The organism is Streptomyces sp. LX-29, from assembly GCF_029541745.1.
Classification (GTDB): domain Bacteria; phylum Actinomycetota; class Actinomycetes; order Streptomycetales; family Streptomycetaceae; genus Streptomyces.
This window is the reverse complement of sequence record NZ_CP089746.1, coordinates 4,713,566-4,731,308: the sequence shown is the minus strand read 5'-3', so window position 1 is coordinate 4,731,308 and position 17,743 is coordinate 4,713,566. Positions and strand designations below refer to the sequence as shown.

Sequence of the window (17,743 nt, the reverse complement as noted above, 5' to 3'; positions counted from 1 at the left end):
GTGTATGCAGCCGCGAAGGTCCGGCCCGCGCCCGGCCCGGCCGCCCCGGCGTCGCCGGCCTGCGGCGTCGCCGGCCTGCGGCGTCGCCGATCGTTCAGCGGCCCTGGAGTTCGGACGCGGCGCTACGGGCGGAGCCGAGCTTGCCGTAGAGCCGGGCGCCGGGGCATTCGGTGCTGTAGCCGTCCCGGTGACCGGAGATCACCTTCAGCCTGACCTTCGTTCCCTTTGTGAACTTGTTGCTGCCGCCGGACACCACCTGGATGGTGCCGCTCGGATTCCTGCCGTGGAGTCCGAGCTTCCAGGCGGCGACCCTCGCCACGGCCTTGACCGCGGCTTGGGACGGATTCGACGTGCTGTAGCTTCCGAGGACCGCGATGCCCATGCTGTCCTTGTTGAAACCGAGCGTGTGGGCGCCCAGGACCGGCTTGGCCGGGCCCCCGGCGCGCCCCTCGTAGATGTTCCCGCACTTGTCGACGGCGAAGTTGTAGCCGAAGTCGCGCCAGCCGCTGCTCTTCACGTGGTATCGGTAGATACTGCGCAAGACGGAGGGGGCCTGCTTGCAGCGGTAGCCGTTGCCGGTGGCGCTGTGGTGCACGAAGGCCACCTTGATCGTCTTGGTGTAGGCGAAGCCGCGGTCCCGGAGCTTCTCGTCGGCGCCCCAGCCGGCGCGGGTGATGATGCGCGGCCGCGGGGCCCGGTGGGGGCGCGCCGCGCTGCCCTCGGCGGGCGCATCGGGGATCACGTACGGGGGTTCGAGCTCCGGGAAGTCGGCGCCCTCGTCCTCCTGCTCGGAGGCGTCGGAGCCCTCGCCGGGACCGTCCTCCTCGTCGTCCTCGTCGTCGTGCACGGAGCCCGAGCCGGAGTCGTCGCCGTAGTCCCCGTCGACGCCCGCGTCGGGCTCGTCCTCGAAGTCCTCGTCATCCCGCTCGTCGTAGCGCCCGTCGTCGCGCTCGTCGTCGCGCTCGTCGTCGCGCTCGTCATAACGCCCGTCGTCGCGGCCGTCGTCCTCGAACGGGTCGTCCTCGAAGTCCTCGTCATCCCGCTCGTCGTCACGCTCGTCGTCGCGCTCGTCGTACGGCTCGTCAAAACGCTCGTCGTCGCGCTCGTCGTACGACTCGTCGTCCGCGGGCGGCCGCTCCTCCTCGTAGGGGTCATCGCCGGGGTCGACCAGTTCCAGGCTCAGCCCCTCGGGGAGGGTGGCGTTCGCGCGGTGGCCGTCGGGGCTGATCCGCACCTGGACGCCGTCGGATTCGCCGACCCAGAGCGGAGCCGTGGAACCACGGGTCCGCGCCGTCCACCCCTCGGGCGAGTCGGCGTCGGGCGCGTCCTCGACGTGGGTCTCCAGGTCCTGCCAGGCGGACCACCGGCCGGTGTCGCCCGCGCGCGTGCTCACCTGCACCCGGCCGGGCGGTGGGGCCTGCGGATCGCTCCAGGCGACGCCGAGCAGCGAGAACGGTCGCACCTCGGGGGCCACCAGGCTCCGCTGGACGGTGGGCGCGGCAAGAGCCCGGCTCAGCCCGCCGGGTGGGGTGAGGGGTAGTGACTGGGTCCTGCCCGGCGACCCCGCGGGGTCGCGCACCGCGGCTCTGTCAGCCCCGGTGGCTCCGGCGGGGGCCATGAGCGAGAACGGGATGGCGAAGGCGGTCGCGCAGGCGACGCCGATCGAAGTAGCCAGTAGTGCACGCATGTAGGGAATCCTGGGCAGAGCCCAGTAAATATGTCGATTCGTAATTTTCTGCATTTTCCGCCCGATGCTCCGCCGACCCGGTGGCCCTCCCCGCCCGTTCCCGACCCGCCCCCGTCCGACGCCGCGTAATCTGACGACGATGAACGCCACCGATCGCACCCCCGCCGACCTGCTGCGATCCGCGCTCGCCGCGGACCCGGCCCGGCCGCTTGTCACCTTCTACGACGACGCAACCGGCGAGCGCGTCGAACTGTCCGTGGCCACCTTCGCCAATTGGGTGGCGAAGACCGCCAATCTGCTCCAGGGCGATCTCGCCGCCGGGCCGGGAGACCGGCTGGCGCTGCTGCTGCCCGCCCACTGGCAGGCCGCGGTGTGGCTGTTGGCCTGCTCCTCCACCGGCGTCGTCGCCGAGGTCGGGGGCGACCCGGCCGCGGCCGATCTCGTGGTCAGCGGGCCGGACCGGCTGGAGGAGGCGCGCGGCTGCTCCGGGGAGCGCATGGCGCTCGCGCTGCGCCCGCTCGGTGGCCGCTTCCCGCAGCCGCCGCCGGGCTTCGCCGACTACGCGGTGGAGGTGCCGAGTCAGGGCGACCGGTTCGCGCCGTACGCCCCGGTGGACCCCGACGCGCCGGCACTGACCGTGGGCGGTCTGGAGCTGACGGCCGCACAGGTGGTCGAGCGGGCCCGCGCGGACGCCGCCGAGCGGGGTCTGGGGCCCGGCTCCCGGCTGCTGTCCGGGCTCGCCTGGGACAGCTGGGAGGGGCTCTCCGCCGGCCTGTTCGCCCCGCTCGCCGCGGGCGGCTCCGTGGTCCTGTGCCGCCACCTCGACCGGCTCGACGAGGACGGCCTCGCCAAGCGCCGGGAGGACGAGCGCGTGACCGCGGTCGCCCGCTGATCCGCGAACGCTGTACGCCCCTCCGCGGCGGACCGCCCCCCGCGCCGCCGCCTCCACGGCGTGCCGCCGCGGGGGCGCGACCACCCGCCGCTCATCCCCCCGCTGTGAGCCGTCCGGCGGACGCACGGGCCGAGCCCACGCGCTTCGCCGGACCCTCCGCGCGATGATCGTGGATACCTACACCCCTGTGCGGGGGCGGGTACGTCCGATCGACAGCCCCCGCATGGTTGGCCCCGCACGGTTCGACGCCGCCGGCTCCGCGAGGGATGGACGCAAGAGTGACCACTGACCCGCCCGCCCCGACCCCGCCGACCCCGCACCGCCGCTGGCTCCGCCGGCTGGCACTGGGCACGGCGGTGCTGGTGCTGGCGGGGGTCGGCATCTGCTGGTGGCTCTACGACCGGCTGGACGACAACATCACGACCGACCCGGACACGGCCAACGAGCTGGAGCTGTACGAGGCCGAACGGCCGGTCTCAGTCGTGCGCGGGGCGCAGAACGTCCTGCTCATCGGCTCGGACACGCGCACCGGCAAGGGCAACGCGCAGTACGGCCGCAACTTCGGCACCCAGCGCTCGGACACCACCATCCTGCTGCACCTGGCCGCGGACCGCGAGAGCGCGACCGCCGTCTCCATCCCGCGCGACCTGATGGTGGACATCCCGCGCTGCACGGTGGCGAAGAAGAAGCGCAGCAAGCCGCAGTTCGCCCAGTTCAACTGGGCCTTCGAGGGCGGCGGCGCGGCCTGCACCATCCGTACGGTGGAGAAGCTGACCGGCATCCGGGTCGACCACCACGTCATCGTGGACTTCCGCGGCTTCAAGAAGATGGTGAACGCGGTGGGCGGCGTCGAGGTGTGCCTCAAGGAGCCCATCGACGACGACGAGGCGAAGCTGGAGCTGCCGGCCGGCCGGCAGGTGCTGCGCGGCGAGGAGGCCCTGGGGTTCGTCCGCGCCCGCTACAGCATCGGCAACGGCAGCGACACCGGCCGCATCGCCCGCCAGCAGCAGTTCCTCGCCGCGCTGGTGAAGAAGGTGCACAGCAACGGGGTGCTGTTCAATCCGCGGCGGCTGTATCCGGTGCTGGACGCGGCGACCAAGTCGCTGACGACCGATCCGGGCCTGGGCTCGCTGCGTAGGCTCTACGACCTGATCCGCGCGATGCGCGACATCCCCGACGAGCGGGTCCGCTTCCTGACCGTGCCGCGCCAGCCGTACACGTACAACCCCAACCGGGACGAGCTGGTGCAGCCGGACGCCGACCAGCTCTTCCGGCAGCTGCGCCTGGACCAGCCGGTGACGGTGGCCCGGGCGGAGACCATCCGGGACGACGGCAACGCCGCGGCGCCGGCCGGGCACGACCGGAAGAAGGTCGAGAAGAAGGTCAGGGAGAGGGTCAAGGAGAGGCGGGCGGAGGAGGCCGAGGAGAAGGTCGAGGAGAAGAAGGGAGCGCCGGCCGCCAAGCCGTCGGCCTACGCGGGGGCCATGGCCGCGCACGGAATGTGCAAGTAAACGGCCAAATAAACGGGACAAGTGTAGATGAGAGGCCCAAAGGTCGCACCCTTCGTTCCGAATGGGTCTCGAAGGGATCTCGAAAAGATTGGGAAGATTGCCCAGTTGTAGGGGAGTGGAATTTGTCACCGGCGTCGCTTGACGCTGAACTGGGCGGATAGTGTGAGCGCTCCGGTGCGCTCGACCAGCGGCCGCGCACTGATGCAGACGTGATGCAGACGATGACCAACCGAGCGCCTTGAGGGGGAGGCGCCGCGTGGCACCGACGGAGGACACAGGCGACCGTGGACGCGCAAGGCCATGGGCGAGCGGGCGACATCGACCCCGCCGATCAGTGGGTGTTCGACCCGAACACCGGCAGCTATGAGCTGCGGCTGGACCCCCAAGGGGACCCGGCGCCCGCCTCCGAGGCCCGGACGCCCAGTAGATCCGCCGGTCGCGGCCGCGGGACGGTGCCCGAGCAGCGCGGCGGGCGACGCCGGGCCGCGCCCAAGGGCGCCCCGGAGCGGGCCGACGCCACCGGCGGCCGGGGCGGCAAGGCCGGACCGGTCGGTCCCCCCAGCCGCCGCAAGCCGAAGCCCAAGAAGTCCAAGGCCAAGAAGGCGCTGTACTGGGGCAGCGGCACGCTGGCCTTCCTGCTCGTCGGCGGCTCGGTCGCGGCGTACCTCGTCTACCAACACCTCAACGGCAACATCAAGAAGGTGGACGTCGGCGAGAAGAACGCCGCGGTCATCGACGGCCCGGTCAACATCCTGGTCATCGGCACCGACAAGCGCGAGGGCAAGGGCAACACCGGATACGGCGACGAGGGCAGCGTCGGCCACGCCGACACCACGATCCTCTTCCATGTGTCCGAGGACCGGACCAACGCCACCGCGATCTCCATCCCGCGCGACCTGATCACCGACATCCCGGACTGCCCCACCAAGCAGGAGGACGGCTCCACCAAGACCATCGCCGGCGAGCAGAAGGTGCGCTTCAACACCAGCCTGGGTCAGGGCGGGCGCGACCCGGGTTGCACCTGGCGCACCGTGGAGCAGCTCACCGGCCTGGAGATCAGCCACTTCATGATGGCCGACTTCAACGCGGTCAAGACGCTCTCCTCGGCGGTCGGCGGCGTCGAGGTGTGCGTGGCCAAGGACATCGACGACCCCAAGTCGCACCTGAAGCTGTCCAAGGGGCGGCACACCATCGAGGGCGACGACGCGCTGGCCTTCGTCCGCACCCGGCACGCCGTCGGCTTCGGCAGCGACCTGGACCGGATCAAGATGCAGCAGCAGTTCCTCAGCTCGATGATCCGCGAGATGAAGTCCGGCGGCACCTTCACCAACCCCAAGAAGATGTGGAAGCTGGCGAACGCCGCCACCAAGGCGCTCACCGTCGACACCGGCATAGGGAGTGTCGACAAGCTGATGGACCTGGGCAAGGACCTCAGCCAGGTCAACGTCAAGAACATCACCTTCACCACCCTCCCGGTCATCGACAACCCCGCCGAGGGCCCCAACCACAAGACGGTGGTCGTCGACGAGGCCAAGGCGTCCCAGCTCTTCGCCATGGTCAAGCAGGACGTCTCGCTGACCGAGGTGAAGAAGCGGGACAAGGCCGCCAAGGCCAAGCAGGCCGCCAGGCTCAAGGGGCCGCAGGCCGCGCCGGCGGACGTCCGGGTCAAGGTGCTCAACGGCAGCGGTGAGTTCGGCGCCGCCCAGGACACCGTCGAGTGGATGCAGAACAGCGAGGGCATCACCCGCTCCAGCAACGGCGGCAACGCCCCCGCGGAGCTGAAGAAGACCATCCTGGAGTACGCGCCCAACCAGGCCGACCAGGCCCGCCGGCTGGCCGCGAGCATGGGGCTGCCCGCCGCCGCGCTCAGGGAGGGCACGGCCGAGGCCGAGCCGATGGCCGAGATGACCCTGACGCTGGGCGCGGACTTCGAGGGCGCGGGCACGCCCATCGCCGCCCCCACCAAGGCGCCCAAGGACATCCAGCGCGTCGGCGCGGATGACAAGAACATCTGCGCCAAGTGACGACACACGTGTCCACCACACGTGACACCACGGTCCGGAGCATGCCCACCCATCGCGTCGGACGCACCATCGAGCAAAGGGGAGGGCCCGTTGCCGCAGGACAGTGAGGTACGGGGGGCGAGAAGGCGCCGCGGCGCGCCGCAGCCCCAGACACAGCACCACGAGGGCGGCGCCGGTGCGGAAGAGGGCCGTACCGCCGCGGCCGGTCCGGGTGCCGGAGGCCGTCGGGCCGACCGCCGCAAGGGCCGTAGCGGCCGCAAGAAGCGCAGCAAGGGCGTGCGAATACTTCGCTGGTCCGCGCTGGGTCTCGCCGTCGTGATCCTGGCCGCGGCCGGTGCCGGTTACCTCTACTACCAGCACCTGAACAGCAACATCCGCAAGGAGAACCTCAACCTCGGCAAGAACAAGCTCGACAAGGCCGCGCCGAACGCGGACGGCCAGACCCCACTGAACATCCTGCTGCTGGGCTCGGACAGCCGTAACTCCGACGAGAACGTGGAACTGGGCGGGGCCAAGGACACCCGGGGCGACAAGCCCCGCGCGGACGTGCAGATGCTGCTGCACGTCTCCGCCGACCGCAGCAACATGTCGGTGATCAGCATCCCGCGCGACACCCGGGTGAAGATCCCCGAGTGCGTGGACGAGGACGGCGTGGTCTATCCGGAGACCGATCGGTTGATCATCAACGCCAGCATGCAGCACGGCGGTCCGGGGTGCACGGTGGCCACCTGGGAGGAGCTCACCGGCGTCCCCATCGACCACTTCATGATGATCGAGTTCTCCGGCGTGGTGGACATGGCCGACGCGGTCGGCGGCGTGCCGGTCTGCGTCCAGGAGAACGTCTACGACAAGTCCTCCGGCCTGCGCCTGGAGAAGGGCGAGAAGAAGGTCAAGGGTGAGCAGGCCCTGCAGTGGCTGCGCACCCGGCACGGCTGGCAGGGCGGCAGCGACATCGCCCGGTCCAAGGCCCAGCACATGTACATGGGATCGATGGTGCGGGAGTTGAAGTCCGGCACCAAGCTGACCGACCCCGGCAAGCTGATGGACCTGGCCGAGGCGGCCACCAAGGCGCTCGTCGTCGACCCGGGCCTGGGCACCGTGAAGAAGCTGTACGACCTGGGCGACGAGCTCAAGAGGGTGCCCTCGGACCGGATCACCATGACGACCATGCCCTGGCTCCCCGACCCGGAGCAGCCGAAGGCGCACGTCGTCCCCAACCCGACCGACGCCGAGCAGCTCTTCTCCATGGTCCGCGCCGACGTCGCGCTGGACGGCAAGGACGCGAAGAAGAAGCTCAAGCCGGGCAAGGGCGAGAAGCCCAAGGACAAGGCGGCGCCGAAGGACCAGATCCCGGTCATGGTGCAGAACGGCACCAGCACCACCACCCTGGCGCCGGTCAGCGGCCGCGCGAAGGTCATCGCCGAGGAGCTCGGCAGGCTCGGCTTCGCCAAGGCGACCGCCGACGCCACGCCCAAGTCGCAGGCGGACACCACCATCACCTACCCCAAGGCGGACCAGCAGGCCGACGCGCAGGCGGTCGCCAAGGCGCTGGGGGTGCCGGCGAAGTCGGTGCGCATCTCGTCCTCCGTCAGCCAGGTGACGCTGGTCATCGGCTCCGACTGGCGCGAGGGCACCGGCTACCCCAAGCCGCCCGCGGGGCAGGAGAAGACGGAAGACGACAAGGCGCCGGACACCGCGGACCTGCTCAACGGCGGCGAGAAGGGCTGCATGCCCATCGACCCGAGCCACCGCTTCTGAGCCCGCGCCGGAAGACGCACGAGGGCCGGACCCCGACGGGGGTCCGGCCCTCGGCCGTGCGGACGCGCTAGCGGGTGACGACCGCCGGGCGCCGACTGGCGATGACCTTCTTCGCCAGCGAGCGCGGGCTGGTGAGGAAGCCCCAGCCCCAGGACATGTGCATGGTGGCCAGCGCGACCGGGATCTGCAGCCGGGCCTTGAGCGGCTGGCCCTTGCCGGCCGGGATGGAGCCGGCCGCGATCGCCGCCAGATAGCCGCCCGGGACCACCAGGCCCCAGGGGGTGAGCGCGACGCCCACCACCGCGCCCGCGGCGATGGCCAGCACGGCGGTCGGCGGCGCCAGGTAGCGCATGTTGATCGAGCCCTGGTGGTAGCGGGCCACCACGTGCCGCCAGCGGCCGTAGTCCTTGTACTGCTTGGCCAGCGCGCGCACGCTGGGCCGCGGCCGGTAGGAGACCCTCAGCTCGGGCGAGAACCAGATCAGCCCGCCCGCCTCACGGATGCGGAAGTTCAGCTCCCAGTCCTGGGCGCGGATGAACTCCTCGTTGTAGCCGCCCTGCCGCTCCAGCGCCTCGCGCCGGAAGACGCCCAGGTAGACGGTCTCCGCCGGGGCAGCGTCGCCACCGGTGTGGAAGGCCGCGTTACCGACGCCGATCTTGGAGGTCATGGCGGCGGCGACGGCCCGCTCCCAGTCGTTCTCGCCCTCGGCGTGCATGATCCCGCCGACGTTCTGCGCGCCGGTCTCCTCCAGCAGGCGCACGGCGGTGGCGATGTAGTTCGGGGAGAGCATGCCGTGGCCGTCCACGCGCACCACGATCGGGTGCCGGGATGCCTTGATCGCGGCATTGAGTGCGGCGGGGGTGCGGCCGGTGGGGTTGGGCACCGTGTGCACCCGCGGGTCCTCCCGCACGAGCTCGGCGGCGATCTCGTCGGTCCGGTCGGTCGACGGGCCGAGAGCGATCACCACCTCCATCTCGCCGGCGTACTCCTGCGCCAGGATGTGCCGCACGGAGTTGCGCAGATGGCGTTCCTCATTGAGCACCGGCATGATCACGGATACGGCCGGAGGCTGCTGCTCAGACATCGTTCCTCGGGGGGTACGGGCCCCGTGGCGGCAGCCGTCGGTGACGGCAGCGCGCCCCCGGGTGACTGCAGTATCAAGGCCACGTTACCGCTAACGGGGGATAGCGGATCTCCCCGGGCGAGTGGCAGTGGGCCCCGCCCTCGGCGTGGGACCGGCCCGGCGGTGATCGTATGGGCCTACCGTGACCCCGTGACCCCACCGGCCCGCCCCCCGCGCCCGCAGCGCCGTCCGGACCCGGAGCGCGGGGGCCGCGCGCGCGCGCGGCGACGCGCGCGGAGCGGCGGCGACGCGCGCGGCGCGCCGCAGCGCCGGGCGCCCGGCCCGGCCGCGGCGGCCGGCCCCCGGCGGCCGCCGTTCCCGGCCCGCGCCGCGGCGCCGGACCCGGCCGCGGTGGGGGCTGCGGCTGGCCACCACCGCCTCCGCCCTGGTGCTGGCCGTCGGTGGGATCGGGCACGCGATGGTGACCGGGCTGGAGTCGGGGATCGAGCGGGTCGACGTCTTCCGCGGGCTCAGCGACCGCCCCAAGACCAGCGACGGCACCAATCTGCTGCTGGTGGGCACCGACGGGCGGGACCGGATCACCCCGCAGGAGAAGGAGCGCTTCAAGCTCGGCGGCGCCCCCTGCCACTGCACCGACACGATCATGCTGGTGCACCTCTCGGCGGACCACGGCCGGGCCAGCGTGGTGAGCCTGCCGCGCGACTCGTACGCGGAGATCCCCGCGTACACCGACCCGGTCACCCACAAGCGGCGCCCCGCCCACCGGCAGAAGATCAACGCCGCCTACGCGGAGGGCGGCCCACGGCTGACCGTGCGCACCGTGGAGCACATGACCGGCGTCCACATCGACCACTACCTGGAAGTGGACTTCATCAGCTTCATGAAGACGGTCGATGTGCTGGGCGGGGTGCCGGTGTGCACCGCGCGGCCGCTGAAGGACGCCTACACCGGGCTGGACCTGCCGGCCGGCAGCAAGGTGCTGGGGGGCGGGGAGGCGCTCCAGTACGTGCGCGCCCGGCACCTGGACGGCGGCTCCGACCTGGCCCGGATGGTCCGCCAGCAGCGCTTCCTCGCCGCGCTGCTGCACAAGGCGACCGACAGCGGGGTGCTGCTGAATCCGGTGCGCTTCAACGAGGTGGCCTCCACCCTGCTCGGCGCGGTCCGCGCGGACCAGGGCTTCGGCACCGGCGACCTGGTGGCGCTGGGCCGGGCGCTGCACGGCTTCACGCTGGCCTCCTCGGAGTTCGCCTCGGTGCCGGTCAGCGACGCCGGGCACCTGGTGCCGAAGATCGGCTCGACGGTCACCTGGGACCGGAAGCGGGCGGACCGGCTCTTCCGGGCGCTGCGCGAGGACCGCCCGCTGGCCGAGCACGCCGACCGACGGCCGTCCCCGGGGGTGCGTCCGGCCCCGCCGACGCCGGTGGCGGTGGCCCCGGGGAAGGTCCAGGTCGAGGTCCTCAACGGGACCCGCACCGCCGGTCTGGCGGCCCGCGCCGACCGTGCCCTGCGGGCCACCGGCTTCGCCACCACGGGCACCCCGCACGACGCCCCCGACACGGGCGTGGCCCACACCCTGATCACGTACGACCCGCGCTGGGACGGCTCCGCCCGCGCACTGGCCGCCGCGCTGCCCGGCGCCGAGCTGCGGGAGGCCCCGGGGCAGGGGCCGGTGCTGCGGGTGACGGTGGGCGCGGACTACCGGGAGGTGCGGCGGGTGCGGGCGGACGACGGGGCGCCCACCAAGGGCGGGTACGGGGCGGTGCGGGGCGACGAGGTCGCCTGCCCGTAGCCGGCACCGGGGCGTGCGTGCCGCTGTCCGTTCCCGTGCAGGGGTCAGTCCCGGCGGGGATCAGTCCGGCCCGGGTCGGTCCCGGCGGGGATCAGTCCTCGATGCCCTCGGCGGCGCGCTTGTCGCGCAGCTCCTTGATCGCGCGGCGGCGGGCCAGCCGGTGGGTGCGCCGGATCTGGGCCTCCTGGTAGCGCCGCTTGTCCCGCTCGGTCTCCGGAAGCACCGGCGGTACGGCGCGGGGCTTGCCCTCGGCGTCGACGGCGGCGAAGACGAGGTAGGCGCTGCCGACCTGGACGGCGGGCGTGGACTCGTTCCACCGCTCGGCCAGCACCCGCACCCCGACCTCCATCGAGCTGCGCCCGGTCCAGTTCACCTGGGCCTTGACGTGGACGAGGTCGCCCACCCGCACCGGATCCAGGAAGGCCATCTCGTCCATGGAGGCGGTGACCGCGGGGCCTCCGGAGTGGCGGCCCGCCACCGCGCCGGCGACGTCGTCCACCAGCTTCATGATCACGCCGCCGTGCACCGTGCCGAGGAGGTTGGTGTCGTTCGCGGTCATGATGTGGCTGAGCGTGGTGCGGGAGGCGGAGGTGGGCTTCCCGGGCGGGGCCTCCGGCAAGGGATGCTCGATCATATGTCCACTGTATGCGGGGAGAGATCCGCAAACCGGTGCACACCCCCGGCCCGGTCCCGATTGCATCAGCTCTGCAACATCCCCGGCCCGATCCCGTACCCGGCTACAGGGCGACCGCGCGGAACGGGCACACTCCTCCCATGAATGATTGGCCCCAGGGACGGTCCGACGACGGCAGGCAGCGGTACGGACGCGGCAGTGGCAGCGCCGAGCCGGAGTCCGCGCGCGCCATGCCGCACGTGCGCCGGCCCGGCGCCCCCTCCGCGCCCGGCGCCCGGCGCCCCGCCGGGGAGCCGCCGCTGCCGCCGGAGATGTCGCCGCGCCGCACCGTTCCGCCGCAGCAGGGCTACCAGCAGTCCCAGGGGTACGGGTACGGCCCCGGCCAGGACGACCCGGCGGACGACGACGGCTACAACACGGGCCAGGTCTACGGCCGCGGCGTCCAGGGCGCCGCCGGCGGCGGCAACGGCACCGGCAACGGCGCCCCGCGGCGCCGGCCGGCCCGCACCACCCCGGTGAACTGGAAGAAGCGGATCACGGTCGGGCTCTTGAGCTTTGTCGTGTTCCTGCTCGTGGTCTCCATCGGCACCTACTTCTGGGCCGACTCCAAGCTCCGCCGCGAGGTCGACCTCTCCAAGGTCATCGAGCGGCCGGAGGGCGGCAAGGGCACCAACTACCTGATCGTGGGGTCGGACAGCCGCGAGGGCATGTCCGACGACGAGAAGAAGAAGCTGCACACCGGCTCGGCCGAGGGCAAGCGCACCGACTCGATGATGATCCTGCACACCGGGGACAACGGCTCGACGCTGATCTCGCTGCCGCGTGACTCGGACGTGGAGATCCCGTCCTTCCGCGGCTCCGACTCCGGCAAGCTCTTCCCGGCGCAGGGCAAGCGCACCAAGCTCAACGCCACCTACGCCACCGACGGCCCGGAGCTGCTGGTGCGCACGGTGGAGTACAACACCGGGCTGCGCATCGACCACTACGTCGAGATCGGCTTCGCCGGCTTCGCCAACCTGGTCGACGCCGTCGGCGGCGTGGAGATGGACATCCCCAAGGCGTTCAAGGACAAGAAGTCCGGCGCCGACTTCGAGGCCGGCAAGCAGACCCTGGACGGCGAGGAGGCGCTGGCCTTCGTCCGCACCCGCTACGCCTTCGCGCGCAGCGACCTGGACCGCACCAAGAACCAGCAGAAGTTCCTCTCCGCCCTGGCCAACCAGGCGGCCACCCCGTCCACCGTCCTGAACCCCTTCAAGCTCTACCCGACCATGGGGGCGGGCCTGGACACCGTGATCGTCGACAAGGACATGGGCCTGTTCGACCTGGCCGACATGTTCTGGGCCATGAAGGGCGTCACCGGCGGCGACGGCACGTCGATGAACATCCCGATCTCCGGCACCTCCGGGGGCAACCTGGTCTGGGACAAGGCGAAGGTCAAGCAGCTGGTCGAGCAGCTGAAGAACGACGAGAAGGTCACCGTCACCGGCGACTGAGGCGACCGGGCCGACCGGGCCGACCGATCAGTCGACCATCCGCAGCCGGGCCGACGGCCCGTCCGCGAGGGTGTAGGGCCGCTCCGCTGGCAACAGCGAGGCGGCCCGCTCCGTCTCCCCCGCCCGCACCAGGGCGTGGATCTCGTGGGCGAGCGGGGTGACGTCGGTGATGCCGACGGTCCACTCGTCGGCGTACCGCCGCGCCGCCTCCCCCGCGAGGCCGAGCTGGAGCGACCGGTGCGACAGCGGCCGCAGGCTCAGGTCACGCTCCGGGTCCCACTGCACCCGCGCGGGCGCCTCCCGGAGCTCCCGCTTCCAGGCGGCCTGGTCGGCGTGGACGGCGCTGTCGTAGTGCGAGAGGCAGGCGTTGCGCAGCGCCCACTCGAAGCCCGCGCGGGTGATCTCGATCGCCAGGACGGTCTCCTGGCCCTCCTTGGCACCCCAGCCGCAGCGGTACATCATCCACAGGAACGACGGCTTGATCCACGTCATCCGGTCCCGCTTCCAGGCCGCCGGGAAGCGGCCGTCGCGGGCCGCGGGCAGCCCGAGGTGCGGGGCGTACGCCTGGTAGACGGTGACGGTGTCCGGGGTGTGCAGGGCGCGGATCTGGCGCACGGGCGGTTCCATGGCGCCCAGCGTGCCGCCCGGACACCCGGTCCGGCCAGCGATTTTGTCCCCGTACGACGCGACGAGGCCCCGGCCGCGGGGGCCGGGGCCTGGTGACCGCCGTGGAACTGCGGGAGGAGCTACGGGAGGTTGCGGGCCATGACGATGCGCTGGACCTGGTTGGTCCCCTCGTAGATTTGCGTGATCTTCGCGTCCCGCATCATCCGCTCCACCGGGTAGTCCCGCGTGTAGCCGTACCCACCCAGCAACTGCACCGCGTCCGTGGTGACCTCCATCGCCACATCCGACGCGAAACACTTCGCCGCCGCACCGTAGAACGTCAGATCGCCATCCACCCGCTCCGACCGCGCCGCGGCCGCGTACGTCAGCTGCCGGGCCGCCTCCAGCTTCATCGCCATGTCCGCCAACATGAACTGAATCCCCTGGAAGTCCGCGATCGCCTTCCCGAACTGCTTCCGCTCCTGGACATACCCCTTCGCGTAGTCCAGCGCCCCCTGCGCGATCCCCAACGCCTGCGCCGCGATCGTGACCCGCGTGTGGTCCAGCGTCTTCATCGCCGTCGCGAACCCCGTGCCCTCCGCACCGATCATCCGATCCGCCGGAATCCGCACATTGTCCAGATACACCTCACGCGTCGGAGAACCCTTGATCCCGAGCTTCTTCTCCGGCGCCCCGAACGACACACCCTCGTCCGACTTCTCCACCACGAAGGCGGAGATCCCCTTCGACCGCTTCTCCGGGTCGGTGACCGCCATCACCGTGTAGTACTCCGACACCCCGGCATTGGTGATCCACCGCTTCACACCGTTGAGCACCCAATGATCACCGTCACGCACCGCACGCGTCTTCATCCCCGCCGCGTCCGAACCCGCCTCCGGCTCCGACAGGCAGTACGAGAACATCGCATCGCCCTTGGCCAACGGACCCAGATACCGCTTCTTCAGCTCCTCCGAACCCGACAGGATCACCGGCAGCGACCCCAGCTTGTTCACCGCCGGAATCAACGAGGACGACGCGCACACCCGCGCGACCTCCTCGATCACGATCACCGTCGCCAGCGCATCCGCCCCCGCACCCCCGTACGACTCCGGCACATGCACCGCGTGCAGCTCACTGGCGACCAACGCGTCCAGCGCCTCCTGCGGGAACCGACCCTCCTCGTCGACCTCCGCCGCAAACGGCGCGATCTTCGCCTCAGCCAGCGCACGCACCGTCTCCCGGAGCATCTCGTGCTCCTCCAACGGCCGGTACAGGTCGAACTCCGTGGATCCCGCCAAGGCTTCTCACTCCCCTGTGAGCTAACTACCGTTAAGTAGCCGAATGGGCCAACCGGAGTCTAGGGCGGCGTCCCGGGCCGGCATACGTGAGCTTGCCGACAGCCACCGCCCGTACCGGCCCTGGGGCAGCCCTGCCCGGCCCGGGTGCCGACTATGCTCGCCCCGTCCCACCCCGCACGTACCTGGAGCTCTGCATGGCCCTCAAGATCACCGTGATCGGCACCGGCTACCTCGGCGCCACCCACGCCGCGGCCATGGCTGAGCTCGGCTTCGAGGTGCTGGGACTGGACGTGGTGCCGGAGAAGATCGAGATGCTGGCGGCCGGCCGGGTGCCGATGTACGAGCCCGGTCTGGAGGAGCTGCTCCAGCGGCACGTGGCGGGCATCCCGGGGTCCACCGGGCGGCTGCGGTTCACCACCTCCTGGGAGGAGGTCGGCGAGTTCGGCGACGTCCACTTCGTCTGCGTGAACACCCCGCAGAAGCACGGCGAGTACGCCTGCGACATGTCCTACGTCGACGCCGCCTTCGCCTCGCTCGCCCCGCAGCTGCGCCGCCCCTGCCTGGTGGTCGGCAAGTCCACCGTGCCGGTGGGCAGCGCGACCCGGCTGGCGGCCCTGCTCGCCGAGCGGGCGCCGGCGGGCGCCGACGCCGAGCTGGCCTGGAACCCGGAGTTCCTGCGCGAGGGGTTCGCCGTCCAGGACACCCTGCGCCCGGACCGCATCGTCGCGGGCGTCGGCAGCGACCGGGCCGAGAAGCTGCTGCGCGAGGTGTACGCGACGCCGCTCGGCGAGGGCACGCCCTTCGTGGTCACCGACTACCCGACCGCCGAGCTGGTGAAGACCGCCGCCAACTCCTTCCTCGCCACCAAGATCTCCTTCATCAACGCCATGGCGGAGGTCTGCGAGGCGGCCGACGGCGACGTGGTCAAGCTCGCCGAGGCCATCGGGCACGACGACCGGATCGGCCGCAAGTTCCTGCGGGCCGGCATCGGCTTCGGCGGCGGCTGCCTCCCCAAGGACATCCGGGCCTTCATGGCGCGCGCCGGCGAGCTCGGCGTGGACCAGGCGCTCACCTTCCTGCGCGAGGTCGACTCGATCAACATGCGGCGGCGCGGGCAGATGGTCGAGCTGGCCCGCGAGGCCGTCGGCGGCTCCTTCCTCGGCACGACGGTCGCCGTGCTCGGCGCCACCTTCAAGCCGGACTCGGACGACGTACGGGACTCCCCCGCGCTCAACGTCGCCGGACAGATACACCTCCAGGGCGGACAGGTCACCGTCTACGACCCCAAGGGCATGGACAACGCCCGCGCCGTCTTCCCCACCCTCGCCTACGCGCCCAGCGCGCTGGAGGCCGCGCGCGGGGCCCAGGTAGTGCTGCACCTGACCGAGTGGGGCGAGTTCCGCGAGCTGGACCCGGAGGCGCTGGGGGCGGTCGTGGCCGAGCGCCGCATCCTGGACGGGCGCAACGCGCTCGACCCGTCCCGCTGGCGCGAGGCCGGCTGGGACTTCCGCGCCCTGGGCCGCCCGACGGCCTGACCGCCAACGGCCCTCATCCCGCCGCGAGGGCGAACGACCATCGCGGCGGGGGTTCGCGGTGCCAGGCCGGCCGCGACCCCGACGCCGGACGGACCAAGCCGCGGGCCCGACGCCGGACGGACCAAGCCACAGGCGCCCGCGGCGGGCGATCAGCCGTCCAGGTCCTCGATCGTCGCGATCGACGGACCGCGGCGGGTCTGGAGCTCCCGTGCCACGTCCTCGGCGGCCCTTAGCGTGCGGACGGCGTTCTGCCAGGTGAGCTTGGCCAGGTCGGTCGTGGACCACCTGCGGTCCAGCAGCTCCGCGATCAGGTTGGGGTAGCCGGCGACGTCGTCCAGGCCGGCCGGGGTGAAGGCGGTGCCGTCGAAGTCGCCGCCGATGCCGATGTGGTCGACGCCCGCCACCTCGCGCATGTGGTCCAGATGGTCGGCGACCGTGGCGGCGGTGGCCACCGGGCGCGGATTGGCCGACTCGTAGGCGCTGTGGACCTTCATGGCGGCGGGGGTGGTGTCCAGCGGGTGCAGCCCGTGCGCGCGCATGTTCTCCTCCGCGTTCCGCGTCCAGGCCACGGCCTCCGGGAGGATGAACTTCGGCACGAAGGTGGCCATCGCCAGGCCGCCGTTGCCCGGCAGCAGCTCCAGCACGTCGTCCGGGATGTTGCGCACGTGGTCGCAGACGGCGCGGGCGGAGGAGTGCGAGAAGACCACCGGGGCCTCGGTCACCCGCAGCGCGTTTCGCATGGTGTCGGCGGAGACGTGGGAGAGGTCGACGAGCATCCCGATCCGGTTCATCTCCCGGACCACCTCCTCGCCGAAGCGGGTGAGGCCGTTCGCCCGCGGCTCGTCGGTCGCCGAGTCGGCCCACGGGACGTTGTCGTTGTGAGTGAGCGTCATATAGCGGACGCCCAGCCGGTACAGGGCGCGCAGGGTGGCCAGCGAACAGTTGATGCTGTGACCGCCCTCAGCGCCCATGAGGGAGGCGATCCTGCCGTCCGCGCGGGCCGCCTCCATGTCGTCGGCGGTGTACGCGAGTCGCAGATCGTCAGGGTGGCGCTCGGCCAGCCTCCGGACCACGTCGATCTGTTCGAGGGTGGCGCTGACCGCCGTGTCCCCGCTCATGTCGGCGCGGACGTACACCGACCAGAACTGTCCCCCGACGCCGCCGGCCCGCAGCCGGGGGATGTCGGTGTGCAGCCGGCCCCGCTGATCGGCGGCGATGTCGCAACGATCCAGGTCGTAGCGGACCTGCTGGCGCAGCGCCCAGGGGAGGTCGTTGTGGCCGTCGACGACGGGGTGGGCGGCCAGCAGTTCGCGGGCCTGTGCGAGGGAGGTGGTCATCGCCCCATCCTCGTACGCGCCCCCGCCGAAGTCACGCCTCGAAGGGCCGGGGGTACCGGGCCGGCGCGAGGGCCGGCGGAGGCCGGTACGGGGCC

General features: G+C 71.7%; 13 protein-coding genes. 7 read left to right on the top strand and 6 right to left on the bottom strand.

The window, feature by feature from the left end:
• Positions 1-94: 94 nt before the first annotated feature.
• A complete protein-coding gene (locus LRS74_RS20425) occupies positions 95-1,687 on the bottom strand; it encodes a peptidoglycan recognition protein (protein ID WP_277742343.1) in 1,593 nt (530 codons plus the stop codon).
• 139 nt (positions 1,688-1,826) lie between these two features.
• Here LRS74_RS20425 and LRS74_RS20420 point away from each other — a divergent pair, with 139 nt between their 5' ends.
• From LRS74_RS20420 to LRS74_RS20405, 4 genes are all read left to right on the top strand, one after another.
• Positions 1,827-2,579: a TIGR03089 family protein gene (locus tag LRS74_RS20420; protein WP_277742342.1), complete on the top strand. Its 753-nt coding sequence runs from the start codon at positions 1,827-1,829 to the stop codon at positions 2,577-2,579.
• Between the two features lie 278 nt (positions 2,580-2,857).
• The gene (locus LRS74_RS20415; protein ID WP_277742341.1) at positions 2,858-4,090 is read left to right on the top strand and encodes an LCP family protein; all 1,233 of its coding nucleotides are present in this window, start codon (positions 2,858-2,860) and stop codon (positions 4,088-4,090) included.
• Positions 4,091-4,374: 284 nt separating this feature from the next.
• Positions 4,375-6,114 carry an LCP family protein gene (locus tag LRS74_RS20410; RefSeq protein ID WP_277742340.1) on the top strand — a complete coding sequence of 580 codons (1,740 nt, stop codon included), beginning with the start codon at positions 4,375-4,377 and terminating at the stop codon, positions 6,112-6,114.
• A 90-nt stretch (positions 6,115-6,204) separates the two neighbouring features.
• Positions 6,205-7,872 carry an LCP family protein gene (locus LRS74_RS20405; RefSeq protein WP_347178147.1) on the top strand — a complete coding sequence of 556 codons (1,668 nt, stop codon included), beginning with the start codon at positions 6,205-6,207 and terminating at the stop codon, positions 7,870-7,872.
• A 67-nt stretch (positions 7,873-7,939) separates the two neighbouring features.
• On the opposite strand, the gene LRS74_RS20400 is transcribed toward LRS74_RS20405, so the two are convergent.
• Positions 7,940-8,956 carry a glycosyltransferase family 2 protein gene (locus LRS74_RS20400; protein WP_277742339.1) on the bottom strand — a complete coding sequence of 339 codons (1,017 nt, stop codon included), beginning with the start codon at positions 8,954-8,956 and terminating at the stop codon, positions 7,940-7,942.
• 427 nt (positions 8,957-9,383) lie between these two features.
• Between LRS74_RS20400 and LRS74_RS20395 the strand changes: the two genes are divergently transcribed.
• Positions 9,384-10,745 carry an LCP family protein gene (locus LRS74_RS20395; protein ID WP_347178146.1) on the top strand — a complete coding sequence of 454 codons (1,362 nt, stop codon included), beginning with the start codon at positions 9,384-9,386 and terminating at the stop codon, positions 10,743-10,745.
• Positions 10,746-10,836: 91 nt separating this feature from the next.
• On the opposite strand, the gene LRS74_RS20390 is transcribed toward LRS74_RS20395, so the two are convergent.
• Positions 10,837-11,379, bottom strand: a complete 543-nt coding sequence (locus LRS74_RS20390) for an acyl-CoA thioesterase (RefSeq protein ID WP_277742338.1) — start codon at positions 11,377-11,379, stop codon at positions 10,837-10,839.
• A 140-nt stretch (positions 11,380-11,519) separates the two neighbouring features.
• Between LRS74_RS20390 and LRS74_RS20385 the strand changes: the two genes are divergently transcribed.
• Positions 11,520-12,872 (top strand): LCP family protein, encoded by a 1,353-nt coding sequence (locus LRS74_RS20385; RefSeq protein ID WP_277742337.1) that lies wholly within the window; start codon positions 11,520-11,522, stop codon positions 12,870-12,872.
• A 27-nt stretch (positions 12,873-12,899) separates the two neighbouring features.
• Here LRS74_RS20385 and LRS74_RS20380 read toward each other — a convergent pair whose 3' ends face one another.
• Both LRS74_RS20380 and LRS74_RS20375 read right to left on the bottom strand, forming a co-directional pair.
• Positions 12,900-13,499, bottom strand: a complete 600-nt coding sequence (locus LRS74_RS20380) for a DUF4291 domain-containing protein (protein ID WP_277742336.1) — start codon at positions 13,497-13,499, stop codon at positions 12,900-12,902.
• A gap of 119 nt (positions 13,500-13,618) precedes the next feature.
• Entirely contained in the window at positions 13,619-14,776 is a 1,158-nt protein-coding gene (locus tag LRS74_RS20375) for an acyl-CoA dehydrogenase (protein ID WP_277742335.1), read from the bottom strand.
• A 194-nt stretch (positions 14,777-14,970) separates the two neighbouring features.
• Between LRS74_RS20375 and LRS74_RS20370 the strand changes: the two genes are divergently transcribed.
• Positions 14,971-16,311, top strand: a complete 1,341-nt coding sequence (locus tag LRS74_RS20370; protein WP_277742334.1) for a UDP-glucose/GDP-mannose dehydrogenase family protein — start codon at positions 14,971-14,973, stop codon at positions 16,309-16,311.
• A gap of 149 nt (positions 16,312-16,460) precedes the next feature.
• Here the strand turns inward: LRS74_RS20370 and LRS74_RS20365 are convergent, their stop codons facing one another.
• Positions 16,461-17,648: a dipeptidase gene (locus tag LRS74_RS20365; protein ID WP_277742333.1), complete on the bottom strand. Its 1,188-nt coding sequence runs from the start codon at positions 17,646-17,648 to the stop codon at positions 16,461-16,463.
• Between the last annotated feature and the right edge of the window lie 95 nt (positions 17,649-17,743).

Coding starts and splice junctions, on each gene's coding strand:
- LRS74_RS20425 (WP_277742343.1), bottom strand. CDS start 1,687: ATGCGTGCACTACTGGCTACTTCGATCGGCGTCGCCTGCGCGACCGCC.
- LRS74_RS20420 (WP_277742342.1), top strand. CDS start 1,827: ATGAACGCCACCGATCGCACCCCCGCCGACCTGCTGCGATCCGCGCTC.
- LRS74_RS20400 (WP_277742339.1), bottom strand. CDS start 8,956: ATGTCTGAGCAGCAGCCTCCGGCCGTATCCGTGATCATGCCGGTGCTC.
- LRS74_RS20390 (WP_277742338.1), bottom strand. CDS start 11,379: ATGATCGAGCATCCCTTGCCGGAGGCCCCGCCCGGGAAGCCCACCTCC.
- LRS74_RS20385 (WP_277742337.1), top strand. CDS start 11,520: ATGAATGATTGGCCCCAGGGACGGTCCGACGACGGCAGGCAGCGGTAC.
- LRS74_RS20380 (WP_277742336.1), bottom strand. CDS start 13,499: ATGGAACCGCCCGTGCGCCAGATCCGCGCCCTGCACACCCCGGACACC.
- LRS74_RS20370 (WP_277742334.1), top strand. CDS start 14,971: ATGGCCCTCAAGATCACCGTGATCGGCACCGGCTACCTCGGCGCCACC.
- LRS74_RS20365 (WP_277742333.1), bottom strand. CDS start 17,648: ATGACCACCTCCCTCGCACAGGCCCGCGAACTGCTGGCCGCCCACCCC.